Source organism: Enterococcus sp. AZ088, assembly GCF_051714845.1.
GTDB lineage: Bacteria > Bacillota > Bacilli > Lactobacillales > Enterococcaceae > Enterococcus > Enterococcus faecalis.
Map to the genome: position 1 here is coordinate 1518169 of NZ_JBIOSQ010000001.1, position 26504 is coordinate 1544672.

Below are 26504 nucleotides of genomic sequence, written 5' to 3' on the forward strand. Positions count from 1 at the left end.
TTACGTTAAACTTCCGTACTTTGTAACTGATACATATCCGCATAAAGGCCACCTTCTGCCAGTAACGTTTCGTGCGTTCCTCGTTCTACAATCTGCCCTTTGTCTAAAACTAAAATCAAGTTTGCATCACGAATCGTCGAAAGGCGATGCGCAATCGCAATTGTCGTTCTCCCTTGACGCATTTTGGCTAATCCTTCTTGAATCAATCCTTCTGTTTCTGTATCAATATTAGCGGTTGCTTCATCTAAAACTAAAATTTTGGGATCAGTCACAATCGTTCGTGCAAACGAAATTAATTGACGTTGCCCGCTAGAATAACTCGCTCCTCGTTCAATGACTTTCGCATGATAGGTATTGGGTAACGTGTGAATAAATTTATCTGCCTGAACAAATTCCGCAGCCTGTTTAATTTGTTCATCTGTAATATTGGGATTCAGTAAACGGATATTTCCAGCAATATCTCCATAAAACATGAAAGCATCCTGTAATACCAAGCCCATCTTTTCCCGTAATTCTGTCATGGGAAAATCACGAATGTCTCGATCATCAATTAAAATCTGCCCTTCATAAAATTCATAGAAACGCATGAGTACATTAATAATTGAACTTTTACCACTTCCTGTATGACCGACTAAAGCGACGGTTTCCCCGGGATTTGCGACAAAGCTAATATTTTTCAATACTTCGTTTTTGCCGTCATAAGAAAAAGTAACATTGCGAAATTCAATTTTCCCGCGGATAATTTCCCCATTCGCACCTACTGATTGTTGCGGCGTTAATTCTTCCGTATCCATAATTTTTAAAATACGGCTACCTGCGACAATCCCATCTGTAAAGATACTTAGGAAGTCCATCATTTGTGTCATCGGATTAAAAAAAGCTTGGACATACGTTACAAAAGCATAAATCATCCCCGCTTCAACAGGTGAATGTAAAGCATCGATGCCAAACATAGTTAAGGCCAATGCAATCGCCAACGTATACAACAAATTAATGATGGGACTTAATAATAACGAATTCATACGAATCATTGCTACTCGTGTTTTTAAATAGTCATCATTGGTTTCTTCAAATTCTTTTTCCAAACGCTTTTCTTGGCGAAATTGTTGAATGATTTGCATACCAGAGATGTATTCATTTAGTTTGGTGTTTAATTGACTTAATTTTTCCCGCATACTGCGATATAATTTTGAACTAAATTTTTGGTAATACCAAATTACAACTAATAAAATTGGCAAGAAAATTAGACAATAAAATGAAATTTCTGGACTGAGTTGAAACATTGCAAAAAATGACGAGATTACGGCAAAAATTCCTGTAATCACCATTAAGAATACATACCAGAATTCAAACAATGTTTCTGTGTCATTTGTAACACGAGACACCGTCGAACCCGCTGGTGTTTGATCAAAATAACGCATACCTAAAGTGTGTAATTTTTCAAATAATTTCACTCGTATATATTGATACGTTTTTAAAGAAGCCATCGAATACAAATACCATTGGAAAAACCAAACAATACTTTTGACAATGACACCAAAAAAATAAATAGCAGCAAAAGTTAGAATCACCTGCATTGTAGCAGTTTTAGGCGTTAAATAATTATCCATAAAAACTTGAATGACTCTAGGCAAAAGAATATTGATAATTGATAAGCCAAACGCAAAGAGAATAGCTGTGTAAAACATGCGTCGAAATGGTTTGGCAAAACAAAACAAACGCTGAACAATCGTTAATTGTTCTTTCATCGGTAACTCTCTGGACCATTCGGATTGATACTTTTCTTCCATTAACTCTCACTCCCTTCAATTTTCGCTTCTAATTGCTGTTTTTCCCACATCCGCTGATACCAACCATTCTGAGCCAGTAACTCTTGATGCGTCCCCCGTTCAATAATTTTCCCTTCATCCAACACTAAGATTTCTTTGGCATGCATGACACTACTTAAACGATGCGCTGTAATGATAGTGGTTTTTTCTTGGCGCGTTTCTTTTAGATTTGATAAAATCGCCTCTTCAGTCTTCGCATCGACTGCAGATAAGGCATCGTCTAAAATTAACAATTCTGGTTCAACAATCAAGGCCCGTGCAATAGAAATCCGTTGTTTTTGTCCTCCAGAAAGCGAAACGCCACGTTCCCCAACCATTGTGTCATAGCCTTCAGGGAATGCTTTAATTTCTTGGTTAATAAATGCTAATGCTGCCGCTTGTTCAACTGCTGCTTGTTCCAAGTCTGGTTTAGCAAAACGAATGTTATCTCGTACCGTCATGGAAAAGAGAAAATGGTCCTGTGGCACGTACCCCATTGCACCCATCAATGCATCTAATGTGTAATTTTTAATGTTATGTTTTCCAAAGGAAATCGTTCCTTGGTATTGGTCATATTCACGCATCAACAATTTCAAAATAGTGGTTTTACCAGCGCCTGTTTTGCCAACAATCCCCAAGGTTTCTCCTTCTTGCAACGAAAATTGGATATTTTCCAACGCCACCGTCTCTTCTTTTGGATAAGAAAAAGAATCAATCTTCATTGAAATTGTCCCTTGCGCCATTGTTTTGATGGCATCTTTTCGTTCGATAATATGCGTTTTTTCATGCAATAATTCGTTCACACGATCGTAACTAGCATTCCCACGTTCCAACACATTAAATAAGCGCCCAATCGCAAACATTGGCCAAACTAGCATCCCAATATAGGCAATGAAAGAGACCAACTGACCTAAACTAATCGTTCCTTCCATGATGAAACGACCACCAATAATAATTGTCAAAACATAAGAAACACCAATAATCAGCGTAATAAAAGGATCAAACAGTGCATCTAAAAAGTTCGTTCGTTTATTTTTGACGATAGCATCATCAATTTTCTCTGTAAAATCAGCAAGATCTTCTTTTTCTTGCCCAAATGTTTTAATGACTTTAATTCCAGTGATACTTTCTTGTGTTTTATCATTAATCGCTGAAAAAGCAGCTTGTGAATCTCGAAAGGCATCATGCAACTTAGAACCTAGAACTCGTGAAGTGACGGCTAATAAAGGCAGCGGTAATAAAGCAATTAATGTTAAGCGCCAATCGACAAATAGAACCATTGCGATAATCGTTGTTCCTCCCGTAATCACAGAGTCGGCAAACGTTAAAATCCCAGCTCCAGCAACATTTTGGATGGCATTTAAATCATTGGTTGCATGCGCCATCAAGTCACCTGTCCGATATTTCTGATAAAAGATGCTATCCATTTTTGTGAAATGATGAAATAATTGAGTCCGTAGCTCTTTTTCCAAACGAGCCGCACTCCCCCAAATATGCATCCGCCAAATATAGCGAAAAAGATATTGGGCAAGCCCAGCACCAATCAAGAGTGCAACCCACACGATAATTTTCGTTAAGCGAATTTCTTTGTTAACGATTTCATCTACAACGACGCCAATAACTTTGGGCGGGACTAATTGAACAAGAGCGACCATCATTAATGAGAAAACCCCAATAATATAACTTTTTTTCTCTTGCTTAAAAAACCAGCCTAATTTTTTGAATATGGACATTCAGTTGTCCCTCCTTTTACTTTGTTGTTCTACGAAGACTACTTTCGAGCTAGAAGGTTTCTTCGTTATTGTTGTTTTTGATTAAACGTTTCGCTCTTTTCCTCCTAGATTATCCTATTCTCCCGCAAAACAACAAAAAAACGGACTGAAAATCAGCCCGTTTTTACACTTATTCATGATTACCTGAATAACCTTTACTATTTTCCTTGGTTTTTCATTTGTTGCATCATTTGTCTAACCTTTTTCTCTGACGGTTTTTGACCCATTGATGCCATCATCATGCGTAACATATCCTCATTAACGGGAGGATTTTTTTTGAAATAATCTTGCATATATTTGCGTGCAAGGAAAAAGCCCCCTGCAGCGCCTACTAATAAAGCGATTACTGCGATTAATACTACCCAACCTGTTGCCATTGAAACTCTCTCCTCTCCGTATAGTTTTGCTCTCAATGAATTATTTTACTAGAAATAGCAAAAAAAGAAAAGTTCTTTTTGCGGGATTTCTCTTAAATAATGAAAAAAGTCTGATTTTTTTGCAAAATAGTGATTAAAAGTCAAAAATATACGCTCTTAAATGTCAATAGGACCTTTAAGAGCGATTGTTGCTTTAGTTTTGTCCTTGAATTTTTTCTAATAATTCTGGATCAAATGTTTGATTTTTTAACATCGCAATTTCAAAGCCGTAAGGGGCCTTTTTATTTTTTTTGTCTTCTCCGACATAAGGTGTTTCTAAAATTTTTGGTAAAGCAGCTAATTTTTCATGGTGAACCACACCGTTTAAAGCTTCAAAACCAATAGTGCCAAAGCCAATATTGGCATGACGATCTTTATGTGAGCCCATAGGATTTTTAGAATCATTCACATGAATAACTTTTAAACGATCCAATCCGATAATTTTATCAAATTCAACTAATACGCCATCAAAATCATCTTTTACATTATAACCTGCATCATTAATGTGGCAAGTATCCAGAGTGACAGAAAGTTTATCATTTAGCGTAACTCCGTCAATAATCGCAGCTAGTTCATCAAACGTACGGCCAATTTCGGTTCCTTTACCAGCCATTGTTTCTAAAGCGATTTGAGGGGTTTGCTCTTTCCACAAGACTTCGTTTAGACCTTTAACAATTTGTTTAATGCCGGCTTCTGGACCTGCACCAACATGCGCACCTGGATGTAACGTGATTTGCGTTGCTCCCAACGCTTGTGCTCGCTCAATTTCTTGACGCAAAAAGTCTACGGCAAAACCGAAATTTTCCGTTTTAATTGTATTACCTAAATTAATAATATACGGGGCATGAACGACGATATTACTTAAATTGTGTTCCTTCATAAAAGCTTGCCCAGCTTCAATATTCATTTCTTCAATCGGTTTCCGGCGCGTGTTTTGTGGCGCACCTGTATAAATCATAAAGGTTGTTGAGCCATAACTAGCCGCTTCCTCGGCAGAGCCTAATAGCATTTTCTTGCCACTCATACTAACGTGTGATCCTAATAACATGTGGTTCCTCCTAATAATTCTTCTTTTTCTTTTGGTAGTGTTGATACTGTTGCAGCCATTCTTCAAGCGTGATTTTTGTTACTAATTCGCCAATTAGTTCATAGGGTATTCGCTTAGGATTAGTGAAGCGAAGACAACTTTTCCCCATGTTTAGATTTGTTGACACTTGTTCCTGATAGGCTTCTTGAAACCAACTTCGGACGGCTTCATTTCCTATTAATCCCATGTGATATAAAGCTACTTGCCTTTTAGTAGCGCCTAAGCTGATAAATGGTAACGGTTCATCACCACGGTTAAGATAGCCTTCTGGAAATACTGAAAGCGGCACAACAAAGGTTGGCATGCCATATTGCATTGTTAATTCAAATCCTGCTGGCAAATTTTGCGAAACGACATCTAATACTTGCTGATAAGCAATTCGCCAGTTTGGTTCAACTGTTTCGATGTATGCTGTAACTGTTTCAATTGACTGCGCCATTATTTCTTCCTTTGCTGATAAAGCGCTTTGGTTTTATAGCCTTCTTTTAAAATGACTAACATTTCAGTTTGCCGCTTTTTCCGTGTCTCCGCTCGCTTTGCACTAAATACATACCGCGCCCACTCTTTTTGATAACCAGGCGTTAATGCAGCGAATGTCGCTGCAGCAGCTGGTTCTGTTTGTACCAACGCTTCAATTTCTGGTAAATATTGAACATAATCCCCAACAGCAGAACTGGTCTGATTCTTCGCTGGCTTTTTAAGAACATTCTTCATGCCGACAACCGTAAAAGTCTCATCTAAACTAACCATGCGATTAAATTTTAAGGTTGAGCCTTTAATATACCCATCTGTCTCGTTTACTTGTAATGTTGGAAAAATTTCATCTCGGTGGACAAAGGTTGGATACATTTTATTGCCTTTTTTCGGATAAGCCACATATAACAACCCATTTTCTACTAAATGTTGACCTTCGATCACCATTGAAACAATCTCTTGAAATTCCGCCATCGTTTTCACGAATGCAAAAATCAGCTCAACTGGTCCTGAGGGTAATTGCTGCGCGGCTGAAGCAAATTCAGATAGATACTCTGCCTGTGGTCTATTTAAAATAACTGGGTGCTGATACTTCGTTAAGTTTAACTTTTCGACAATTGATTTCATAACCTACTCCTTATAGCGACTGCACTTTTTATTCTAGCATAGCACAAGTTATCTGTAATTGAATATGCCCAATAGTAAAAAAGAGTTTTTTGTAACATTTGTCCTTTTGATTTTCAGCTTTTTATTTCAATACTATCTTGACAAAGGACTTTTCTTACAGTCCTCCTTATTGTTGATACAACAATACCCACCCATTACTTTTTTAATATAGTCTATAACAAATTTGAATTTTTATTGTAGACTTTTGTGAACATTGATATACTATCTTTATCGTCTATATGCTTTAACCAATACTTTTCCTTAATGAATCACCATAGAGAGGAATAATAGTCTAACTTTATTAGTGATTAACACTTTGGACATTCACAAAAAGCTTGAAGCAATAAATATATTAGCAATAATAATTTTACTGGAAAGGTGGTGAAATAGAGTGGGAATGTTTACAAAAGGACAAAAAAGTGCTGCAGAATCTATTTATCAAAAAGAAATAAAAAAATTTTTAAAACCTAAAGATGGTTTAACTCATCTAGTTATGGTAAATAGTTTTAGTAAATGGATTAATCAAAATTTTGGCTGTGAGGACAAATACACTACGCAAATTGATGAAATAATATCTTCTATGCAGTTAGATGGTTATGAAATTGTTGATATAAAAATTGATTCACTACAAAATCAAGGTCTGTCAGGATCTATGGAAGGTTTCCATACAGTAATATTATACAAGTAAGGATTGGCTATCTGTAGTGAGACTTAAAAATTAGACAGAATACCGACCAGAGAAACTTGGTCGGTATTTTTATATAATAAACCGTTCAAGATAATGTTGGTGACTATTGATTCTAGTACTATAAGCAAAACTTTATAAAAAGACTTGCTTACATTAAGGTAAACAAGTCTTCCTAAAGCAAAATATTAAGCTAGTATTAACTGTTAACTATTATTTTTAATTTATAAACCGTATAAGATTGAAGTTCACAGTGTTTTAGTATTTTAACAAGAAATATTTTTTCTTACCGCGACGAATCACAGTAAATTGTCCTTCAATTTTATCAGTTTCTGTCAATTCAGCTGCTAAATCTTGTCTACGTTCTCCATTGACGTAAATCGCTCCATTTTGAACATCTTCACGGGCTTGACGTTTGGATGGTTCTATTTTTGAGGTAACTAATAAGTCGACTAAACTTAATTGATCCTCTGGTTGCACCTCGTACGTTGGTACATCTTTAAAGCCTTGTTTAATTTCTTCTGCTGTTAAGCTTTGGATATCTCCGCTGAACAACGCTTCTGAAATTTTAACCGCTTGATGATAGGCTGCTTCACCGTGGACTAAAGTAGTCACTTCTTTGGCTAACGCTTTTTGCGCAGCACGTTGACCTGGGTTCGCTGTAAATTCTTCTTCAATTGTTGTAATTTCATCCAATGTTAAGAAAGTAAAGTATTTCAAGAATTTCACGACATCACGATCATCTGTGTTAATCCAGAATTGATAAAATTCATATGGCGAAGTTTTTTCCGCATCTAGCCAAACTGCGTTTCCTTCTGTTTTACCAAATTTGGTACCATCTGCTTTTGTAATTAAAGGCATAGTTAAGCCAAATCCTTGAACTTCTTGTTCTCGGCGTAATAATTCAATCCCTGAAGTAATGTTTCCCCATTGATCACTGCCGCCTAATTGCAATAAACAACCTTCTGTTTCGTACAATTTCAAGAAATCATACGCTTGTAATAATTGATACGCAAATTCAGTATAAGAAATTCCTGTTTCGATTCGGCGTTTCACGCTTTCTTTACTCATCATATAGTTAATTGTAAAGTTTTTTCCCACATCACGTAAGAAATCAATTAACGAAAGCTCTCCAAGCCAATCATAGTTATTTGCTAGAATCGCTGGATTTTTTTCATCTTCAAAATCGATAAAACGTGACAACTGGCCTTTAATACTTTCAGACCAAGCTTTCACTGTATCAAGTGTGTTTAAACTACGTTCTGCATCTTTGAATGATGGATCACCAATCATGCCAGTTCCGCCACCAACTAAAGCAATGGGCACATGGCCATTTTGTTGGAAACGACGTAACATAAGAATTGGCAGTAGATGCCCGATGTGTAAACTGTCTGCCGTTGGATCAAAGCCGATATATAATTTAACAGATTCTTCATTTAATTGTTTTTGTAAGGCTTCTTCATCTGTGACTTGGTAGACCAACCCACGGGCTTTTAATTCTTCAAAAAAAGCTGAATTCATGATTTTCCTCCTATAGTAAAACATAATAATAGATCAAATTCCCCTATTCATAGTAACCGATTCTGTCACACTTGAAAAGTCAAAAAATGAGATTTCCCTATTTTCTCTTAAGTTTTTTCAACAAAAAATGGCAATTGGTGTAGAAACTATTCATAGAAGCTTTTTTTTGCTATAATAACACAGAATGTATCATTTTATTGAGGTGAAGCTTTTGAAAAATAATTCAAGTAACAATAAGCAAAAACCAACGACCTCTTCTGGCGGCAATGTCTTTTTACTTATTTTAAATGTCATTATTCGCGTTTTTCAGTCATTAGTGGTTTTTGGGGTTATTCTGATTGTCTTAGGTGGCTCTCTTGGCTTAGGTATCGGAATGGGCTATTTTGCTTTTCTAGTTGAAGATACACAGCCCCCAACGAAGGAAGAATTGCAAAAAGAAATCAGTGATATTACCGAAGTGTCAAAAATGACTTACGCAGACGGTACCCCGATTGCTAACATCAAATCAGATTTAATTCGGACACGAATTAATGGCGATCAAATGTCTCCATTGCTAAAAAAAGCCATTATTTCAACAGAAGATGAATATTTTGAAGAACATCATGGGGTGGTACCAAAAGCGCTAGTTCGAGCGTTGATTTCTGATGCGACAGGTATCGGCGGTTCTTCGGGTGGTTCAACATTGACTCAGCAATTGGTCAAGCAACAGATTTTAACTGACGAAACGACTTTTAAACGGAAAGCCAACGAAATTTTATTAGCTTTACGTATTGAAAAATACTTTTCTAAGGACGAAATCGTGACAACTTATCTAAATGTCTCCCCTTTTGGTCGTAATAACAAAGGTGAAAATATTGCAGGCGTGGAAGAAGCAGCCAAAGGACTCTTTGGTAAAAGTGCCAAGGACTTGAATCTCCCTCAAGCGGCCTTTATCGCAGGACTTCCCCAAAGTCCCATTGTTTACACGCCCTATACTAACACTGGTGCCTTGAAAGACGATTTGTCTTTAGGAATGAAGAGAAAAGATTTTGTTCTTTTCAGTATGTACCGAGAAAAAGCTATTTCGCAAAAGGAATATGAAGAAGCCAAAGCTTACGACTTGAAAAAAGACTTTTTACCAACTGAACAGGCCAATGTCAATACAGAAGGCTATCTATACTACACGGTGTTAGATAAAGCAGTTGAGATTGTCATGGATTTAGATATGAAAAAAGCTAAAGTTAATCGTGATGATTTAGATCAAGTTGGTTTAGATCAATATGAAGAACAAGCACGTCGCGAAATCCAGTCGCAAGGCTATACAATCCAATCGACCATTGATCAGAATATTTACAACACGATGCAAACCGCTGTCGCAAATTATGGTTATTTGCTTGATGATGGCACTGCAGATGTCAATGGGAATACAATGATTGAAACTGGCAATATTTTAATGGATAACGCTACTGGTCGTATCCTCGGTTTTATCGGCGGCAGAAACTTCGATATTAATCAAAACAACCATGCCTTTAATGCCGATCGTCAAGTTGGTTCTACGATTAAACCAATTTCTGTCTATGGCCCTGCGATTGATCAAGGACTCATTGGTTCTGAAAGTCGTCTGGCCAACTACCCAACGACTTATGCTGATGGTACAGAATTTGTTAATTCCACAAATGTGGATTTAAATCAATTCGTGACTGTTCGAAATGCCTTGAATTGGTCTTTCAATATCCCTGTCGTTCATGTTAATAATGAGCTAAGGAAAAAAATGGGTGATGATAATTTCTCTTACAATCACTACTTAAGTAAAATGAACTATCCAGCTTCAGATGCTTGGGCTTACGAATCTGCGCCATTGGGTTCAGTAGAAACAAATGTTGTAACACAAACAAACGGCTTCCAAGCGCTTGCTAACAAAGGTAAATATCAAAAAGCCTACATGATTGAAAAAATCACAGACAATAGCGGGCATGTGGTCTACGAACACAAAGATGAAGGAACGCAAGTTTATTCACCGGCGACCGCTTCTATTATGAATGACTTGTTGCGCTCAGTGGTGGATTCTGCGAATACGACAAAATTCAAACCAACATTAGCTGGCTTGAATCCTCATTTAGCCAGTGCTGATTGGGTCGGAAAAACTGGGACAACTAATGACTATAAAGATTCATGGCTGATTGTCTCTACCCCGACTGTGACACTAAGTTCTTGGTCAGGACATGATCTACCAGCGCCAATGACGACGACCAGCGGCGACAATAACGGGAATTATATGGCGAACTTAGCTAACGCGCTGTACTATGCGAATCCAGAATTGTTTGGCATTGGTCAAAAATTTGAATTAGACCCAAGTGTCATTAAATCAAAAGTTTCTGAATTTACTGGTGAAAAACCTGGCTCAATTACCTATAATGGTGCCAAGTTCAACACACCTGGCAAAACAACGACTTCATACTATGCCAAAGATGGTGCACCACAAAGTACCTATAAATTTGGGATCGGTGGAACAGACAGCAATTACGCTTCTTACTGGGGAAATCTTGCTCCACGTGCCACTACAAATAATAACAACAACAATAACAATAAAAACAACGATAATAAAAAGAATAATAATTAACTCGCTAAAATGAGCCAGAAAACGTATTTTTCTGGCTCATTTTTAGGTATCAAAAAAAGGCTAAACTAAGAGTTACCGCTCTTTGTTTAGCCGTTTAATTCAATTTATTTTGTTGAACCTTTTTGATCAATTCCATAAGGTAAAACAACTGTTTTTTCTTCAATTTCTTCTTTGTTCATTAGTTTTGTTAATAAGCGCATTGACACGGCACCGATATCATATAAAGGTTGTGTAATACTTGATAGACGTGGACGAGAGACTTCTGTAAGCAATGAGTTATTGCTTGTAATGATTTCAAATTCTTCTGGAACTTTCACACCAGCATCTAGCATCCCATCTAATAAACCAATCGCTAGCTCATCATCTGTAACAAAGGCAGCAGTTGCCCCACTATTACGGACACGCTCAGCCAAATTAATGCCTGCTTTAAATTTATATTCAGATTCAAAAACTAAGCCTTCATTATAAGACAAGCCATTTTCCGCTAAAGCTTCTTTGTAGCCTTTCATCCGGTTTTGACCATTAATTGGATCGATTAATGCACCACTAACAAAAGCAATTTTTTTGTTCCCATTTTTCGCTAAAGTCGCTGTTGCATCTTTCGTTGCTTCTGTGTAATCAATATTAACGCTACCGACTTGTTCATCTGGATCAATTGAACCTGCTAAGACAACAGGTGTTTTTGAACGTGAAAATTCACCACGAATATCATCTGTAATGCGATGACCCATAAAGATAATCCCATCTACTTGCTTGGCAAGTAAATTGTTTAATACAGTAACTTCTTTTTGATCGTCTCCATCTGAATTAGCTAAAATGATATTGTATTTATACATTGTAGCCACGTCGTCAATGCCACGTGCTAATGAAGCAAAAAATGCATTACTAACATCTGGAATAATGACACCCACTGTTGTCGTTTTTTTGCTTGCTAAACCACGTGCGACTGCGTTAGGACGGTAATCTAAGCGATCAATCACTTCTAAGACTTTTTTACGCGTTGCTGGTTTTACATTGGGATTACCATTGACAACACGAGAAACAGTAGCCATAGATACATTTGCCTCTCTAGCAACATCATAAATTGTAATTGTTTGTTTTTCCATGTTTCTTCTCCTATAAATATGAATTTGTTCTCATTTTCTGAAAACACTGTTTACATTTCTTTCCTAGCCTAGAATATCAAAATTCTTCTATTTTTGCAACCGTTTTATCGTTTTTTCATGAAAATTTACTTTCCATTTCAAAAGGAACTTTTTGTCATTTCATGTTATGATAGTACTGTGATTCACTTCAGAATAAAAGAAAGAAGGATGTTTTATGAATCAAGAAAAAATTACCGATTTAAAAAATTGGATGCACCAAGAAAAGATTGACTTCACTTATATTAGTGATCCTGGTCATATCGCTTACTTTTCCGGTTACGAAAGCGAACCTCATGAGCGCGTGTTAGCTTTGTTTATCGCTGCGGACGACCAATCATTTTTATTTACACCTGCATTAGAAGTCAAAGATGCCGAAAAGAGTAGTTGGACTTATCCCGTTTATGGTTATTTAGATAGCGAAAATCCTTGGGAAAAAATTGCGGCTTTATTAAATAAACGGACACAAGGCACACCACGCTTTGCTTTAGAAAAACAAGCTCTTTCTTTAGCTCGTTTCGATCAATTGAAAACCTATTTCCCAGCTAGCGATTTTTCGCATGATGTTACGCCTTTAATTGAAAAACTTCAATTAATTAAAACAGAACCTGAAATTCAACGTTTACTAGAAGCTGGTAGTTGGGCGGATGTCGCTTTTGAGATTGGCTTCAAAGCAATTCAAGCAGGCGTTGCGGAACAAGAAATTGTTGCAGAAATCGAGTATCAATTAAAACGTCAAGGTATTCGCTCAATGAGTTTTGATACGTTAGTCTTAACAGGAAAAAACGGAGCTAGTCCTCACGGGGTACCTGGCGAAACAAAAATTGAGCCCCATGACTTAGTGCTATTTGATTTAGGTGTCGTTCATAATGGCTATTGTAGTGATGCCACACGAACAGTCAGCTACTTGGAACCTTCTGATTTCCAAAAAGAAATTTATGGAATTGTTTTAGAAGCACAATTAGCAGCAACTGAAGCGGTGAAACCTGGTGTTACAGCAGGCGAATTAGATGATATTGCTCGAGGTGTAATCACAAAAGCTGGTTATGGTGAATATTTTAACCATCGCTTAGGCCATGGCATTGGAACCACTGTCCATGAATACCCATCGCTGGTTCATGGCAATGATTTAGTCATTGAAGAAGGTATGTGTTTCTCTATTGAGCCCGGTATTTACATTCCTGGAAAAGTAGGCGTTCGTATTGAAGATTGTTTACACGTAACGAAAACAGGCTCCGAACCATTCACTAAGACAACCAAAGAATTGCAAATTATTCAATAGCATAAAAATAAAATGAGGCCATCAGTCAACCGGACTGATGGCCTCATTTCTAAATTTTAAGGTAAGCCGCTGAACAAAAGCAACACGATCCGTTGCTAACTTTCATAAGCTAAACGCTTGTTACCCTTTAAATTCTTTTTTTACGTCTTTCGCTGCATCTTTAACATCTTCTTTTGCTTCTGCAGCTTTTTCAGGAACATCTTTGGTGGTTTCTTTTGCTTCATCGACACCAGCAGAAACAGTTTCTTTGGCTGCTGCCGCAGAATCTTTAACGTCAATATAGATATCTTCTGCTGCATCTTCGGCAATTTCACCTAAATCTTCTGCGTGATCTTGAGCATCGTCAGCTGCTTTTTTAAATTGATCAGATAAATCACCTGTTTGTTTTTTAAAGTTATCAAGCATGTCGCCAGAAACACCTTGTGCTTTATCCAATGAATCTTTTGTTTTTTCTTTGACAGAACCTGCCAAATCAGAGGCTTGATCTGATAAAACGCCGGCTTTTTGTTTTGCGATTTCTGTTAATTCTGTTCCTTTTTGAACAGCATAATCTGTGTAATCTTGCGCTTTGTTTTTTAAATCATCTGTTTGATTTGATAAATCATCACGTAATTCTTTACCTGATTTTGGTGCAAGTAATAATGCGGCAACGGCTGCTGCTGTTCCACCAATTACTGCTCCTAAGAAAAATCCGCCTTTTTTAGCCATAAAAATCTCCTCCAATTAGTTATTTGTTTTTTTATTTTTTGAACGCATTGCTCTAAAAGCAGAACCGCCTACTTTACTCACTAAACCAGCTTTCGCTGTGCCTTTCCCTACGGTTCCTACCTTCGTAATCAAATGTTTACTTGAGGTGTTCAATTCAGAGACACTTTCGCTTAAATCAGCAACGGCCGTAAACAACGGATCAATCGTTGCCACTTTTTGATTCACATCTGTTAATAGTTCATTACTTTTAACAAGCAAGCCTTCCACTTGGCGACTCAATACATTCACATCGCTAGTCACGACTTTGATTGTTGTATTTGTTTCATCAATTGTATCTTCAATTTTTGAAACAACTTGAGAAACTTTATATAACACAAGTACTAAAAAGATGACTAAAACAACAAATGCTACCGCTGCAATTAAGGCAGCAATTTCCCCACCTGACATATCATTACTCCCCTCTGAAATTTTATTTATAATCTTAGGATAACACCAACTTATATTTTTCACAACTCATAAAGCTAAGAATGACAATTTATTTTATAAAATTCTCATGCCCTTTTCTTTAAGAAAAAAAGCGTAAAATTTCCTTCTAACGAATTGAAATTTTACGCTTATTTTTATTTATTTTTCTTTTGGTTGCTCTTTTTTCGCTAATTGAGCACCTAAATTAATAATGTATTCTCGTAAATTATCTTTTACTTCTGGATGAGTCAAACCATATTCAATGCTTGTTTTCATAAACCCAAATTTATCGCCAACGTCGTAACGTTCTCCTTTAAACTCACGAGCAAAAACGCGTTGTGTTTTATTTAAAGTGTCAATCGCATCTGTTAACTGAATTTCGTTACCAGCGCCTGGTTTTTGATTTTCAAGTACATCAAAAATTTCAGGGGTTAATAAATAACGGCCGATAATCGCTAAATCACTTGGTGCTTCCTCGGGTTTTGGTTTTTCAACAAAATTCTCGACATTGTATAGTCCTTTTTCGATTTCTTTTTCTGGGTTGATAATACCATATTTTGAAGTATCTTCATGGGGTACTTTCATTACCGCAATTGTCGAAGCATGTGTTTGTTCGTAATCATCCATTAATTGTTTCGTTAATGGTACTTTATCTTCCATTAAATCGTCGCCTAACATCACGACAAAAGGTTCATTGCCAACAAATGCTTTCGCTTGTAAAACAGCGTGTCCTAAGCCTTTCGGATGGGATTGACGAATAAAATGTAAATTAACATCCGTTGTTTCTTCGACTAATTTCAATAAATCGGTTTTATTTTTTTCTTTTAAGTTATTTTCTAGTTCAACATTTGAATCGAAATGATCTTCAATCGGACGTTTGGCTTTGCCTGTCACAATTAAAATATCTTCGATTCCTGAAGCTAGTGCTTCTTCTACGATAAATTGAATCGTTGGTTTATCAACAATCGGTAACATTTCTTTTGCCATCGCTTTGGTAGCCGGCAAGAAACGTGTTCCTAACCCAGCTGCTGGAATAACTGCCTTTTTAACTTTCATCTTTTTTCCTCCTAAAAATCAAGTGTAAATTCGTTTTCGGTTTTGCCATCGCGCAACATGATTTCTTTTGCTGCTTGTTGTACATCTTCGTCATTGTACAAGACATTGTAGATTGTTTCTGTGATTGGCATTTCGACTTCTAGTTGTTGTGCCAATTCATAGGCTGCTTTAGTTGTTGAAACACCTTCCACAATCATGCCCATGTTTTCTAAGACTTCATCTAACTTATGGCCTTTTCCTAATAAATTACCCGCACGCCAATTTCGAGAATGGACACTTGTACAAGTAACAATTAAATCCCCAACACCACTTAAACCAATAAATGTTAATGGGTTTGCTCCCATCGCAACCCCTAAACGACTAATTTCTGCTAAACCACGAGTCATAATTGCCGCTTTGGCATTATCACCAAAGCCTAAGCCATGAATCGCTCCGGCGCCCAAAGCAATAATATTTTTTAAGGCCGCCCCTGTTTCTACACCAATCACATCATCATTCGTATAAATTCTAAAGTAATCATTCATAAACAACTCTTGCACATACACAGCGTCTGCTAAATTTTCGCTTGCTGCTGTAATGGTTGTAATGTCATGAACAGCGACTTCTTCTGCATGGCTTGGACCAGATAAAACCACAATCCCTTGCCGTTTTTCTGCTAGAATCTCTTCCGCTATCACTTCTGAAATCCGCTTATGTGTACCTTGTTCGAGCCCTTTACTTGCATGAATAATAATTGGTTTTGTTTTTAAATATTGGGCCACTTCTTGTGCTACTGAACGAATGGCTTTAGTTGGTACCACAAACAGTACCGCATCCACATCTACTAAAGCAGTGGCTAAATCAGTGGTTGCCTGAATTGAAGTAGGTAAGATTAATTCTGGTAAATAATGTTTGTTGGTATGTTTTGTATTTATTTCATCGATTTGCTCTGGTTTATTTCCCCAAATACAGACCTCGTGTCCATTTTCGGCTAATACTTGAGCTAAAGCTGTCCCCCAGGAACCTGGTCCTAAAACAGCGACTTTTTGTTTCATCGGTGAAACTCTCCTTTCGCTAAACAACGTTGCTTCTCTAGTTTACCATATTCTTCGATCAAGTTGGATTAAGAAGTTGTTATTTTTTTCTTTTGTTTCTCCCGATTGTAAAATTTCAAATTGGGATTTCTTCTACGAACGATCACAATAACAATTGCTGCCACGAACATCACTAAAGACAACAATTGTGAGACACGAATATTACTAAACGCATACAAACTGTCCATCCGTAACCCTTCGATGAAGAAGCGGCCGAAAGAATACCATATTATATAACCTAAAAAGACTTCGCCTTCTTTTAAAAAGTGTGGCTTTTTGCGTAATAACACTAAAACGATAAAGCCTAAAACATTCCAGACAGATTCATATAAAAATGTTGGTTGATGATACGTTCCGTTGATATTCATGTTATCAATGATAAACGATGGTAAATGAAGATTTTCTAAAAATTGTCTGGTGGTCGCTGGCCCATAGGCTTCATGATTCATAAAGTTGCCCCAGCGACCAATTGCTTGCGCTAAAATCACACTTGGTGCGGCAATATCTAAAAAAGTCCATGTAGAAATGAAACGATGACGCGTAAAGAAAAACAGCGCCAGTCCCCCACCAATAAGACCACCATAAATCGCTAAGCCACCATTTCGAGTAAAGAAAATTTCAATCGGATTGTCTACATAATCTTGCCATTGAAAAGCGACGTAATACAAGCGCGCGCCAACAATTGCTGCAGGTAATCCCCAGAGCATAAAGTCAAAGACATCATCTTCTTTTAAACCAACACGAACGGCTTCACGACTACTTAGCCAAACAGCTAAAGCAATCCCTGAAACAATAATAATTGCATACCAATAGACGGGAATACCGAAAAGGCGAAATGCAATTGAATTTACTTGAGCTAACATCATCACATCTTCTCCTTCTATTCTCCTGAATTTTCTTCAATCAAACGGGTTAAGCGCTCTTCGAACGTTTTTGTTGCATCATAGCCCATTGTTTTCGCGCGGAAGTTCATTGCTGCTACTTCAATGATAATGGCCACATTTCGGCCGGTCTTAACAGGAATACGAATCTGAGGGACATCAACGTTAGCTATTTCAACCATTGCATCATCACTACCAAGACGATCATATTTCTTGTCTTTTTCCCATGCCTCTAAATAAACGACCAATTGAACTTGCATAAAGCCGCGGACCGCACTAGCTCCAAACAGGTTCATGACGTCAATAATTCCGATACCACGAATTTCAATTAAATGCTGCAAAATTTTTGGTGGCTCTCCAACCACGGTTAATTCATCTTGCTGATAAACATCGACACGATCGTCTGCGATTAGCCGATGTCCACGTTTAATAAGCTCTAAAGCTGTTTCACTTTTACCAATACCGCTATCTCCTTGGATCAAAACACCAAGTCCATAAACATCAACTAAAACCCCATGGACACTTGTCCGAACAGCTAAACGGCCATCTAAATAACTGGATAGTTCCCCTAGTAAACGGGAAGTTGAAATCGGTGAACGTAATACAGAAACCCCATTTTCTTTTGCTGCTGTAATTAATTCTTCGGGGATTTCTAGTCCTCTGGATACTATAAAGGCTGGAGTATCTTTCGCACATAAACGGCGCATCACTAATAAACGCTCTTCAGGCATCATTCGTTCCGCAAAGGTAATTTCTTTGCTCCCAAATAATTGTAAACGGTCATGGGAATAATAATTAAAATACCCAGTTAATTCTAAACCTGGCCGGGAAATTTCACCAGTTTTAATTGTTCTATTTAAGCTTTCTTCATCTCCGTATACTACTTCTAAAGAAAGATTTTCTACCAGTTGATAAATCTTTACCACTTCTGTCATATCGAATGTCAGTCCTTTCTGCTACTTGTTATATTTTATCATTTAAAAATACAAGTTTCTAGCTATTCACTAGATAATTCCTAGAATTATCATATTTCAAAAAAATGAAACTATTTTTCAGTGAAATTACCTATGCTATTTCTGTTACTTGACTATTTCAGAAAACTTTGTATACTTGAAGCCGATCCTTTTAAGAAAAGAGGAAACTTATGAAAGAATATTTAAAGGAAAAAGCCCATCAATTACCGTTAACACCGGGTGTTTATTTAATGAAAGACGCAACCGACACAATTATTTATGTGGGTAAAGCCAAAAAATTAAAAAATCGCGTGTCGAGCTATTTTATTAATAGTAATCAACATTCTCGAAAGACGATGCGTTTAGTCAAACAAATTATAGACTTCGATGTTCTCCATACTGACACAGAATTGGATGCACTCCTCCTAGAATGTCAACTGATTCAACAGTATCGGCCGCGCTACAATCGCCAAATGAATGCTTATGAACAATATTCTTATGTATCGGTAGCCGTTAATGAGCGGCAATTAGAGATTAAACTCTTAAATATTCCCACTAAAGAGAACTGTTTTGGTCCTTATTCGATTCGCCGAAAATTAAACCGTTTAAAAATAATTTTGGATAGTATCTACGATCTCGTCCCAACCAACTATTGGCATCAAACCTTTCAAAAAGAGAGTGCCATTCCGACCGAACTATTTCAACAAGAATTGTTCGACTTTTTCCATAATCAAGGACGAGAACCAATCAAACGAATTGCTCAACAAATGCAAGAAGCTGCTGAAAAACAAGCCTTCGAAAAAGCGGCAAAACTCAAAGAAGATTGGCTCTTTCTGACGCGCTTTGCAAACCAAAATCAACGAATTAGTCAAGCTAACCAACGAGATTGGCAACTGATGTGGTTACCTTGTCAGAAAAAAATCAAATACTATTTAATTTACCAAGGCTTGGTGGTAGCAACACGTGTTGTAACTAAACAAACGTTTCAAAAATATTCACCGCTTGAACTAGCAAAAAAAATCATGCCCAAAAAACCACCGAAAACAATCGAACATTATTCGAAGCAACAAGTTGATTTTTTAAACATTTTATATGGCTATATCAGCCGCCATCCAGAATGTCACCTAGAAAATTTAACCATCGAAAAAGCCTGAAGAACGCATTTTATGCTACGTTCTTCAGGCTTTTTTATTCATATTTAGATAAATTGTGATCCGTAACGATCGTATTGACAATTGACATAATTACAGCCATTAGCACCGCTGCCCAAAAACTTGAGAAGCCAAAGTTCATTTCCCCCACAAAAAACGAGGTCATTTGTAAAATCGCTGCATTGACGACAAAGCTAAATAGACCAAACGTTAATAAAGTAAATGGGAGCGACAAGATTGTTAAGACTGGTTTCACCAACATATTTAGGATTGAGAGAACAAAGGCGGCAATAATTGCAGGCATTATGCCTCTCACATGAATCATGCCAGGAAAAACAACTGATAAAGAAATGAATGTCAGTGTATTAACAACCAATCGCTGAAAATATGTCATTAAAAGTCACTCCATTCGTCATCATCAATTTTTTCCGCTTCTTTACGTTGCTTTTTATTGGCAGCATAAGGATTTTCATTGCGAACATTTCTATTATAAGGATTTTGATGGCCGTAGCCGCGATCGCTTCCTGTTCTTCCAGAAGGGATCAAGACTGCTAAGGCAATGTATAAGAGAATGCCTGGAAATCCTGCTGAGAAAAAGCTGAGCAAGACATAAACGACACGAATAATTGTTGGGTCAATTCCTAGCCAATCAGCAATCCCAGCTAAGCTTCCTGTTAAAACCACGTTATTCGGAGATTTTGTTAGTTTTCTTTTCATATGTTTTCACCTCGTCTACTAAATTTTACACTAGAAAGGCTGATTCGTCAGCCCATCTAGCTTAAAATTATTAATTATTTATCCGTATCTTTTAGGAAAATACTTCCCGTTGTTGTAGAAGCATTAATTTGAGCCATTGATTCTTCCAGTACACGTCTAAAATGTAATTGTTGATTGCCGCGATCTTTCTTTTCACGAACAACTTCAATATCTGTTAAACGGCTGTTAATACTACCTAAATTCGTTTTCACTTGCCCTTCAACGCCTAAGTCATTTGGCAAGGCCAACTTGATATTCCCATTTGCAGAGCTTGCTTCAACACGGCGAAGCGTTTTTTCTTTAGCTGTAATGCGGATATCTCCATTAATCAGAGAAACACTTAGACTTTCTGGTGCCGCGGAAATAGACACATCACCATTGACTGTTTCAATAATGTTATCTAAAATCGTTCCTTCTAGGACTTTAATTTCACCATTCACGCCTTCAATTTCTAACATAGTTGCATCAATTTTTTTAAACGTAATCGTCCCATTCGTTGATTTTGTGTAAACATCTTTCGCTGTTAACTCTTCTACTAAGACATTTCCGTTTAATAATTTAACAGATACATGATCGTAAGTGCGTTTTGGTAAATAGAACGTTAAATCTGCTTTCACCCGTTTGTTTGGCACTTGGAAAGAAATTGTTTCATCATCCACATCAATGTCACTTCGTTCTAAGAAAGCTTCCATTGGTGAATCTCCTGCCATTTTACCATATAATTTGATTTTTGCTTCGACTTTCACATCTTCTTGATCCCAAGTTTTGAAAACTACGGTACCATTTGCTACCTTGACATCAATTAAACTTGCTTGTGGATTTGGATAGTTAAACTCATGTTCAAACTTAGTTGTTGCCACACCAGGAACTTTCATTTTAATGTCTTTCCATTCCACATTATCATTCATGGTATCACTGAAAGAATTAAATGTTTTTTTCAAGAATTCTCCCACTTGGCCGCCAACTTCGGCAACTTTGCCGCCGACTTGGTTAAAGGTGTCTGTGGCTTGATCTTTCCACTCTTCAGAGAATTGAGAAGAAACTTTTTCTTTTGTATCATTCCATTGACCTTTCCATTGTTCTTTACGAATGTTTTTTAGTTCTTCTTCCAGTGCTGTTTTTTCAGTACTTTGAGTCGCTAATTTTTCTTCTAATTGTGCAAGTAAAACGTGCAAGTCTTTTCGTTGAACTTGTTCATCTTCTGTTAATGCATCTAATTCTTCTTTTGTATCTAATGTTCCAATTTCTTCTGCGACTTCTTTAATTTCTTCTTTGATGCCGGCAATTTCTGCGTTGACTTCGTCCAATTCAGCCGAAGCACGATTGGCTTTTGTTGCTAACTCATCAAGAATTCTTTCTAAGTTTTCACGATCTTTTTCTGCACTGTCCTGTGTATTTTCTTCAAACGAATCAACAGTAGGTCCTTCTGATTCGCCTTTTTCTAATGCATCCATTAAATCTGCGACTTGATCTTCTTTATTTGTTGTTCCAATATTTTGTGTATCAACTTTTTCAGCAGCTTTTTCGATTTGTTTTTCATCTTTTTCAGTTGCCATATTTTCTAATAAAATTAACGCTTCTTCTGACGTTAGAATACCTTTTTTCACTAATTCTAATACGCGTTCTCTTTCTTTCATGGATATTGCCTCCTTAGCAAATTTTTCACTCAATAGTGTTTTCCTTACATGCATTATTATGCCTTGTTTTTGATCATTTGTCATAGGACTTAAGAACGATTTCTTCTCATTAGTAAGGACTAGTTTTATAAAATCAGTTCATTTTACGTTAAAAAAACTAGGAATTGGTCTAAAAAAGGCCGTCTCCTAGTTTTTTTTATTTGTTTATCTTAAAATTGTTCGTCACGATTACTATTCAATTCGGTAATTTTACCAGTTGCCAAGTAAACAATCCACTCACAAATATTTGTGACATAGTCGCCAATTCTTTCCAAGTATTGTGCCACATGTAGATAATCAGTTCCGCTAATGACCGTTTCTGGATTAGCTTTCATTGCTTCTACGGCATGTTTGTAAATACTATCGAAATATTCATTAGTACGATCATCCATTTGTGCAATCATTCGTGCATCTTTTTGATCCGTTTTAACATAGGCGATTAAAACATTATCCACCATTTTTTTCACATAATCAGACATATCTGAAATTTCTTTTTCGATTTCAGGAATACGTGTTTCTCCTTTTAAGCGAATCGTTGATTTAGCAATTGAAACGGCATGGTCCGCCATTCTTTCTAAATCCGAACTAGCTTTCATAACAGTGATAATCATACGTAAGTCTGTTGTAACTGGTTGTTGTAACGCAATCATTTCAAAACTCTTTTTCTCAAGTTTGACTTCCATATCATTAATTTCAATATCGCGATCAATCACTTCTTGAGCCAATTTTTTATCATGATTAATATATGCCTTCACGGATTTATGGACGGCACTACTAACCATCATACCCATTTCATAAAATTGATTGTGCAGATTTAATAGTTCTTCTTCAAATTGTGTCCGTAACATTCTTTTTCCCCCTTTTAACCAAATTTACCAGAAATGTAATCTTCTGTTTGTTTTTCTTTTGGATTTAAAAATACTTTTTTCGTGTCATTAAATTCAATTAAATCACCTTGTAAAAAGAAGGCCGTTTTATCAGAGATCCGTGATGCTTGTGACATATTATGTGTCACCATAATCATGGTATATTTCTCTTTTAATGTTAACAGCATGTTTTCAATTTTACCACTAGAAACTGGGTCCAAGGCGCTAGTTGGTTCATCTAATAAAATAATATCTGGTTCCACAGCTAAAACACGAGCGATACAAACCCGCTGTTGTTGTCCACCAGAAAGTGAAAGTGCACTTTTGTGAAGTTTATCTTTGACATCCTCCCAAACGGCAGCTGCTTTCAAACTGGTTTCAACTGCTTCATCTAAGACTTGCTTGTCTTTGACTCCTTTTAGGCGCAAGCCATAAATCACATTTTCATAAACCGAAAATGGAAATGGATTAGGTTGTTGGAAAACCATCCCAATTTCTTTACGTAATTCAACGTTATCTGTTTTCGGTCCATAAATATCTTTTCCTTTATAGACAACACTTCCAGTAATAGTTACATCTGGAATTAAATCATTCATACGATTCAAGCAACGTAAATACGTTGATTTCCCGCAACCAGAAGGACCAATCATGGCAGTTAATTCTCCTTGATTAAAAGTTAAATCAATGCCTTTCAATGCTTCTTTTTTCCCGTAATATAAATGTAAATCTTTTGATGAAATAATTTCTTTGCCCATCTTGCTCCTCCTAACCAAAATGTCCTGAAACGTAGTCTTCCGTTGCTTGAATTTTTGGTCGTGTAAAGATTTTTCTTGTATGGTCGTATTCAATGACTTTGCCCATATAGAAGAAAGCTGTATAGTCACTAATCCGCGCCGCTTGTTGCATGTTATGTGTCACAATGATGATCGTGTAATCATCTTTTAAATTCACTAACGTTTCTTCAACCGTTCCTGTTGAAATCGGATCTAACGCGCTTGCCGGTTCATCTAACAATAAAATATCTGGTTTCATCGCAATTGCCCGAGCGATACACAAACGTTGTTGTTGCCCACCAGACAGAGCTAAGGCGCTTTTGTTTAAGTTATCTTTCACTTGATCCCAAAGTGCGGCTTGCTTCAAACTTGTTTCAACGATTTCATCTAATTTTTTCTTATCCTTTTCACCATGCTGTTTCAATGCGAATGTGATATTTTCATAGATAGATTTACTAAATGGATTGGGCCGCTGAAAAACCATGCCAATGCGTTTTCTCATTTCGTAGACGTCAACTTCTTTCGTATTGACATCGACATCTTTATACATGATTTTTCCAGTAACACGTGAATTGGCAATGCCATCGTTCATACGATTTAGCGAACGTAAATACGTGGATTTACCGCAACCAGAAGGTCCAATTAAGGCGGTTATTTTGTTCTTTTCAAATTGTAAATCAACACCTTTGATAGCTTCATTGTCCCCGTAAAAGACATGTAAGTCTTCCGTGTGTAACGCAATCGGGTCTTTTTGGCTATCTAGTTGAAGTAAATGGGTATCATTTAAATTGTATTCTTTCATGCTAATTCCCCTAACATTAAGCTGATGTCATTCTCTTATAAAGACGGTTGCCGATAAAGCGAGCGCCGAAATTGAAAAGTAAAACTACTAAAATTAACACAGCGGAGGCACCTGCTGAGACCGCAGCGCCATCTGGCATCGTTCCTTCGGTATTAATTTTCCAAATATGCACAGCCAACGTTTCCGCTTGACGGAAAATACTAATTGGACTTGAAACGCTCAATGGATTCCAATTACTGAAATCTAAGGCAGGTGCGCTTTGTCCTGCTGTATAAATTAGCGCAGCGGCTTCACCGAAAATCCGACCAGAACTCAAAATAACACCTGTCAAAATTCCTGGTAACGCTTCTGGCAAAATAACTTTTTTAACTGTTTCCCAACGTGAAAGACCTAAGGCTAACCCCGCTTCACGCTGTGTATAATGAATGGCTTTCAAAGATTCCTCAACATTTCTAGTCAATAATGGTAAGTTAAAAAATGTTAATGCTAACGCACCTGATAAGATTGAAAATCCATATCCGATTTGTACAACGAAAATCAAGAAGCCGAACAGCCCCACAACAACGGAAGGCAATGAACTTAAAATTTCAATCGAGGTACGAATTAAATCAGTTAACCAATTCTTTTTCGCATATTCCGATAAGTAAATTCCAGCACCCAATGAAATTGGAATACTAATAATCATTGTAATCAATAGTAAATATAGTGAGTTAAAAAGCTGAATACCAATCCCACCACCAACTTGATAGGCTCTGGATGGTTGTGTTAAAAATTCCCACGAAATATGTGGAATTCCTCTAGCTAAAATGTAAATCAGTAAGGCCGCCAAAATTAAAACAATGACGCCAGATACGGCATATAAGATACCTGTTGCGATTTTATCTGCTTTTTTTGCATTCATTATTTTAAGGCTCCTCTCTTACCGATAATTCGGATAACAATGTTGAATAGTAAAGACATCAACAATAGAATCAAGGCTAAAGACCAAAGAACGTTGTTTTCAACTGTTCCCATAATCGTATTCCCAATCCCCATTGTCAAAATACTTGTTAGTGTCGAAGCTGGTGTTGTCAAACTAGTTGGCATCACAGCTGCATTTCCGATTACCATTTGGATTGCTAAGGCTTCACCAAACGCACGAGCCATACCAAAGACAACCGCAGTTAAAATACCAGGCACAGCTGCCCGCAAGACAACTTTATAAATCGTTTGCCAACGCGTAGCACCAAGCGCCAACGACGCTTCACGATAATGTCGAGGTACAGCTTTTAATGCATCTACGGTCATCGTAGTAACCGTTGGTAAAATCATGACAAATAGCACAAACGTACCAGCTAAAATACCGAAGCCAGTTCCGCCAAAGATTGAACGGACAAAAGGAACAATGACAGATAAACCAATAAATCCATAAACAACAGAGGGAATCCCTACAAGTAATTCAATAACTGGTTGTAAAAATTTCGCTCCTTTTTTTGGTGAAATTTCTGTCATAAAAACAGCCGCTCCAATCGCAAATGGCGTCGCAACAATCGCTGACAAAAACGTTACAATAAAGGAACCCGCAATCATCGGTAAAGCCCCAACCATGGGTTTACCGTCTGCGCCGATATCACTTGGGTTCCAGTTTGTTCCAAATAAGAAATCAAACACGTTAATCTTATCTTTAAAGAATGTAGCAAGTCCTTTACTTGCAACAAAATAGAAAATTGAAACAACCACTGCTACAATTAAGGCAATACATAGGAAACTAATAAATTTCCCTCGTTGCTCCATCTTGGCTCTTTTCGATTTTGTTAATAATTTTTTCTGTACATCTTCCAAGAATATTTCCTCCTCAAACAATCCAACTTTTACAGATAAAAATAGTGTACCTTTTTTACATCAATTTGTTT

Annotated in this window: 26 protein-coding genes; 4 read left to right on the forward strand and 22 right to left on the reverse strand. The window is 36.9% G+C overall.

The genetic code is table 11. The features are described from left to right. Positions 1-5: 5 nt before the first annotated feature. The 6 genes from IGL17_RS07495 to IGL17_RS07520 all read right to left on the reverse strand — a co-directional run bounded on the left by IGL17_RS07495 (position 6) and on the right by IGL17_RS07520 (position 6184). Positions 6-1790 carry an ABC transporter ATP-binding protein gene (locus tag IGL17_RS07495; protein WP_016618341.1) on the reverse strand — a complete coding sequence of 595 codons (1785 nt, stop codon included), beginning with the start codon at positions 1788-1790 and terminating at the stop codon, positions 6-8. Further along, positions 1790-3541, reverse strand: a complete 1752-nt coding sequence (locus IGL17_RS07500) for an ABC transporter ATP-binding protein (RefSeq protein ID WP_016618340.1) — start codon at positions 3539-3541, stop codon at positions 1790-1792. The genes IGL17_RS07495 and IGL17_RS07500 overlap by 1 nt, the downstream gene beginning before the upstream one ends. A 197-nt stretch (positions 3542-3738) precedes the next feature. Continuing rightward, entirely contained in the window at positions 3739-3957 is a 219-nt protein-coding gene (locus IGL17_RS07505; RefSeq protein WP_002357397.1) for a YneF family protein, read from the reverse strand. 193 nt (positions 3958-4150) lie between these two features. Then, positions 4151-5044 (reverse strand): deoxyribonuclease IV, encoded by an 894-nt coding sequence (locus tag IGL17_RS07510; protein WP_033624266.1) that lies wholly within the window; start codon positions 5042-5044, stop codon positions 4151-4153. 10 nt (positions 5045-5054) lie between these two features. Continuing rightward, the gene (locus tag IGL17_RS07515) at positions 5055-5522 is read right to left on the reverse strand and encodes a DUF1801 domain-containing protein (RefSeq protein ID WP_016618338.1); all 468 of its coding nucleotides are present in this window, start codon (positions 5520-5522) and stop codon (positions 5055-5057) included. Next, positions 5522-6184 carry a YdeI/OmpD-associated family protein gene (locus IGL17_RS07520; RefSeq protein ID WP_016618337.1) on the reverse strand — a complete coding sequence of 221 codons (663 nt, stop codon included), beginning with the start codon at positions 6182-6184 and terminating at the stop codon, positions 5522-5524. The genes IGL17_RS07515 and IGL17_RS07520 overlap by 1 nt, the downstream gene beginning before the upstream one ends. 436 nt (positions 6185-6620) lie before the next feature. Here IGL17_RS07520 and IGL17_RS07525 point away from each other — a divergent pair, with 436 nt between their 5' ends. Continuing rightward, on the forward strand, positions 6621-6911 hold the full coding sequence (locus IGL17_RS07525; protein ID WP_002393362.1) for a hypothetical protein: 291 nt from the start codon (positions 6621-6623) through the stop codon (positions 6909-6911). 255 nt (positions 6912-7166) lie between these two features. Here the strand turns inward: IGL17_RS07525 and tyrS are convergent, their stop codons facing one another. Further along, positions 7167-8429 carry a tyrosine--tRNA ligase gene (tyrS, locus tag IGL17_RS07530; RefSeq protein WP_010707516.1) on the reverse strand — a complete coding sequence of 421 codons (1263 nt, stop codon included), beginning with the start codon at positions 8427-8429 and terminating at the stop codon, positions 7167-7169. 184 nt (positions 8430-8613) lie between these two features. Between tyrS and IGL17_RS07535 the strand changes: the two genes are divergently transcribed. Beyond that, positions 8614-11028 carry a transglycosylase domain-containing protein gene (locus IGL17_RS07535; RefSeq protein ID WP_016618336.1) on the forward strand — a complete coding sequence of 805 codons (2415 nt, stop codon included), beginning with the start codon at positions 8614-8616 and terminating at the stop codon, positions 11026-11028. A 104-nt stretch (positions 11029-11132) separates the two neighbouring features. On the opposite strand, the gene ccpA is transcribed toward IGL17_RS07535, so the two are convergent. Continuing rightward, positions 11133-12134 (reverse strand): catabolite control protein A, encoded by a 1002-nt coding sequence (gene ccpA / locus IGL17_RS07540; protein ID WP_002357319.1) that lies wholly within the window; start codon positions 12132-12134, stop codon positions 11133-11135. Positions 12135-12348: 214 nt separating this feature from the next. Between ccpA and IGL17_RS07545 the strand changes: the two genes are divergently transcribed. Beyond that, the gene (locus IGL17_RS07545; protein WP_016618335.1) at positions 12349-13452 is read left to right on the forward strand and encodes an aminopeptidase P family protein; all 1104 of its coding nucleotides are present in this window, start codon (positions 12349-12351) and stop codon (positions 13450-13452) included. A 120-nt stretch (positions 13453-13572) separates the two neighbouring features. Here IGL17_RS07545 and IGL17_RS07550 read toward each other — a convergent pair whose 3' ends face one another. The 6 genes from IGL17_RS07550 to hprK form a co-directional block, all read right to left on the reverse strand. Beyond that, the gene (locus IGL17_RS07550; protein ID WP_002381831.1) at positions 13573-14160 is read right to left on the reverse strand and encodes a YtxH domain-containing protein; all 588 of its coding nucleotides are present in this window, start codon (positions 14158-14160) and stop codon (positions 13573-13575) included. Positions 14161-14175: 15 nt separating this feature from the next. Further along, positions 14176-14607 (reverse strand): DUF948 domain-containing protein, encoded by a 432-nt coding sequence (locus IGL17_RS07555; protein WP_002357316.1) that lies wholly within the window; start codon positions 14605-14607, stop codon positions 14176-14178. 177 nt (positions 14608-14784) lie between these two features. Further along, positions 14785-15681, reverse strand: a complete 897-nt coding sequence (gene galU, locus IGL17_RS07560; protein ID WP_002357314.1) for a UTP--glucose-1-phosphate uridylyltransferase GalU — start codon at positions 15679-15681, stop codon at positions 14785-14787. A gap of 11 nt (positions 15682-15692) precedes the next feature. After that, positions 15693-16715 (reverse strand): NAD(P)H-dependent glycerol-3-phosphate dehydrogenase, encoded by a 1023-nt coding sequence (locus IGL17_RS07565; RefSeq protein ID WP_016618334.1) that lies wholly within the window; start codon positions 16713-16715, stop codon positions 15693-15695. A gap of 68 nt (positions 16716-16783) precedes the next feature. Further along, entirely contained in the window at positions 16784-17617 is an 834-nt protein-coding gene (gene lgt / locus IGL17_RS07570; protein WP_016618333.1) for a prolipoprotein diacylglyceryl transferase, read from the reverse strand. Positions 17618-17634: 17 nt separating this feature from the next. After that, entirely contained in the window at positions 17635-18570 is a 936-nt protein-coding gene (gene hprK / locus IGL17_RS07575; RefSeq protein ID WP_002357309.1) for an HPr(Ser) kinase/phosphatase, read from the reverse strand. 209 nt (positions 18571-18779) lie between these two features. Here hprK and IGL17_RS07580 point away from each other — a divergent pair, with 209 nt between their 5' ends. After that, positions 18780-19742 (forward strand): GIY-YIG nuclease family protein, encoded by a 963-nt coding sequence (locus tag IGL17_RS07580; RefSeq protein WP_002365747.1) that lies wholly within the window; start codon positions 18780-18782, stop codon positions 19740-19742. A 34-nt stretch (positions 19743-19776) separates the two neighbouring features. On the opposite strand, the gene IGL17_RS07585 is transcribed toward IGL17_RS07580, so the two are convergent. The 8 genes from IGL17_RS07585 to pstC all read right to left on the reverse strand — a co-directional run bounded on the left by IGL17_RS07585 (position 19777) and on the right by pstC (position 26433). Continuing rightward, positions 19777-20133, reverse strand: coding sequence for a phage holin family protein (locus IGL17_RS07585; RefSeq protein WP_002357307.1), 357 nt, complete (start codon positions 20131-20133; stop codon positions 19777-19779). Continuing rightward, positions 20133-20456: a PspC domain-containing protein gene (locus tag IGL17_RS07590; protein ID WP_002357306.1), complete on the reverse strand. Its 324-nt coding sequence runs from the start codon at positions 20454-20456 to the stop codon at positions 20133-20135. The genes IGL17_RS07585 and IGL17_RS07590 overlap by 1 nt, the downstream gene beginning before the upstream one ends. Before the next feature lie 74 nt (positions 20457-20530). After that, on the reverse strand, positions 20531-22132 hold the full coding sequence (gene liaX / locus IGL17_RS07595) for a daptomycin-sensing surface protein LiaX (protein WP_002360155.1): 1602 nt from the start codon (positions 22130-22132) through the stop codon (positions 20531-20533). A gap of 209 nt (positions 22133-22341) precedes the next feature. Further along, the gene (phoU, locus tag IGL17_RS07600; protein ID WP_002357304.1) at positions 22342-23019 is read right to left on the reverse strand and encodes a phosphate signaling complex protein PhoU; all 678 of its coding nucleotides are present in this window, start codon (positions 23017-23019) and stop codon (positions 22342-22344) included. Between the two features lie 14 nt (positions 23020-23033). Continuing rightward, positions 23034-23792 carry a phosphate ABC transporter ATP-binding protein PstB gene (gene pstB / locus IGL17_RS07605; protein ID WP_002357303.1) on the reverse strand — a complete coding sequence of 253 codons (759 nt, stop codon included), beginning with the start codon at positions 23790-23792 and terminating at the stop codon, positions 23034-23036. Positions 23793-23802: 10 nt separating this feature from the next. After that, complete coding sequence (gene pstB / locus IGL17_RS07610) at positions 23803-24612, reverse strand: phosphate ABC transporter ATP-binding protein PstB (protein WP_002357302.1); 810 nt, start codon at positions 24610-24612, stop codon at positions 23803-23805. Between the two features lie 16 nt (positions 24613-24628). Continuing rightward, entirely contained in the window at positions 24629-25513 is an 885-nt protein-coding gene (gene pstA / locus IGL17_RS07615) for a phosphate ABC transporter permease PstA (protein ID WP_002357300.1), read from the reverse strand. After that, on the reverse strand, positions 25513-26433 hold the full coding sequence (gene pstC, locus IGL17_RS07620; protein ID WP_002357299.1) for a phosphate ABC transporter permease subunit PstC: 921 nt from the start codon (positions 26431-26433) through the stop codon (positions 25513-25515). Before pstC ends, pstA begins: the two co-directional genes overlap by 1 nt. Positions 26434-26504 lie beyond the last annotated feature (71 nt).

What these genes read in the sequence shown, in the direction of transcription:
- IGL17_RS07495 (WP_016618341.1), bottom strand. Translation starts at nt 1,790, where the DNA reads ATGGAAGAAAAGTATCAATCCGAATGGTCCAGAGAGTTACCGATGAAA.
- IGL17_RS07500 (WP_016618340.1), bottom strand. Translation starts at nt 3,541, where the DNA reads ATGTCCATATTCAAAAAATTAGGCTGGTTTTTTAAGCAAGAGAAAAAA.
- IGL17_RS07505 (WP_002357397.1), bottom strand. Translation starts at nt 3,957, where the DNA reads ATGGCAACAGGTTGGGTAGTATTAATCGCAGTAATCGCTTTATTAGTA.
- IGL17_RS07510 (WP_033624266.1), bottom strand. Translation starts at nt 5,044, where the DNA reads ATGTTATTAGGATCACACGTTAGTATGAGTGGCAAGAAAATGCTATTA.
- IGL17_RS07515 (WP_016618338.1), bottom strand. Translation starts at nt 5,522, where the DNA reads ATGGCGCAGTCAATTGAAACAGTTACAGCATACATCGAAACAGTTGAA.
- IGL17_RS07520 (WP_016618337.1), bottom strand. Translation starts at nt 6,184, where the DNA reads ATGAAATCAATTGTCGAAAAGTTAAACTTAACGAAGTATCAGCACCCA.
- IGL17_RS07525 (WP_002393362.1), top strand. Translation starts at nt 6,621, where the DNA reads ATGTTTACAAAAGGACAAAAAAGTGCTGCAGAATCTATTTATCAAAAA.
- tyrS (WP_010707516.1), bottom strand. Translation starts at nt 8,429, where the DNA reads ATGAATTCAGCTTTTTTTGAAGAATTAAAAGCCCGTGGGTTGGTCTAC.
- IGL17_RS07535 (WP_016618336.1), top strand. Translation starts at nt 8,614, where the DNA reads ATGTATCATTTTATTGAGGTGAAGCTTTTGAAAAATAATTCAAGTAAC.
- ccpA (WP_002357319.1), bottom strand. Translation starts at nt 12,134, where the DNA reads ATGGAAAAACAAACAATTACAATTTATGATGTTGCTAGAGAGGCAAAT.
- IGL17_RS07545 (WP_016618335.1), top strand. Translation starts at nt 12,349, where the DNA reads ATGAATCAAGAAAAAATTACCGATTTAAAAAATTGGATGCACCAAGAA.
- IGL17_RS07550 (WP_002381831.1), bottom strand. Translation starts at nt 14,160, where the DNA reads ATGGCTAAAAAAGGCGGATTTTTCTTAGGAGCAGTAATTGGTGGAACA.
- IGL17_RS07555 (WP_002357316.1), bottom strand. Translation starts at nt 14,607, where the DNA reads ATGTCAGGTGGGGAAATTGCTGCCTTAATTGCAGCGGTAGCATTTGTT.
- galU (WP_002357314.1), bottom strand. Translation starts at nt 15,681, where the DNA reads ATGAAAGTTAAAAAGGCAGTTATTCCAGCAGCTGGGTTAGGAACACGT.
- IGL17_RS07565 (WP_016618334.1), bottom strand. Translation starts at nt 16,715, where the DNA reads ATGAAACAAAAAGTCGCTGTTTTAGGACCAGGTTCCTGGGGGACAGCT.
- lgt (WP_016618333.1), bottom strand. Translation starts at nt 17,617, where the DNA reads ATGTTAGCTCAAGTAAATTCAATTGCATTTCGCCTTTTCGGTATTCCC.
- hprK (WP_002357309.1), bottom strand. Translation starts at nt 18,570, where the DNA reads ATGACAGAAGTGGTAAAGATTTATCAACTGGTAGAAAATCTTTCTTTA.
- IGL17_RS07580 (WP_002365747.1), top strand. Translation starts at nt 18,780, where the DNA reads ATGAAAGAATATTTAAAGGAAAAAGCCCATCAATTACCGTTAACACCG.
- IGL17_RS07585 (WP_002357307.1), bottom strand. Translation starts at nt 20,133, where the DNA reads ATGACATATTTTCAGCGATTGGTTGTTAATACACTGACATTCATTTCT.
- IGL17_RS07590 (WP_002357306.1), bottom strand. Translation starts at nt 20,456, where the DNA reads ATGAAAAGAAAACTAACAAAATCTCCGAATAACGTGGTTTTAACAGGA.
- liaX (WP_002360155.1), bottom strand. Translation starts at nt 22,132, where the DNA reads ATGAAAGAAAGAGAACGCGTATTAGAATTAGTGAAAAAAGGTATTCTA.
- phoU (WP_002357304.1), bottom strand. Translation starts at nt 23,019, where the DNA reads ATGTTACGGACACAATTTGAAGAAGAACTATTAAATCTGCACAATCAA.
- pstB (WP_002357303.1), bottom strand. Translation starts at nt 23,792, where the DNA reads ATGGGCAAAGAAATTATTTCATCAAAAGATTTACATTTATATTACGGG.
- pstB (WP_002357302.1), bottom strand. Translation starts at nt 24,612, where the DNA reads ATGAAAGAATACAATTTAAATGATACCCATTTACTTCAACTAGATAGC.
- pstA (WP_002357300.1), bottom strand. Translation starts at nt 25,513, where the DNA reads ATGAATGCAAAAAAAGCAGATAAAATCGCAACAGGTATCTTATATGCC.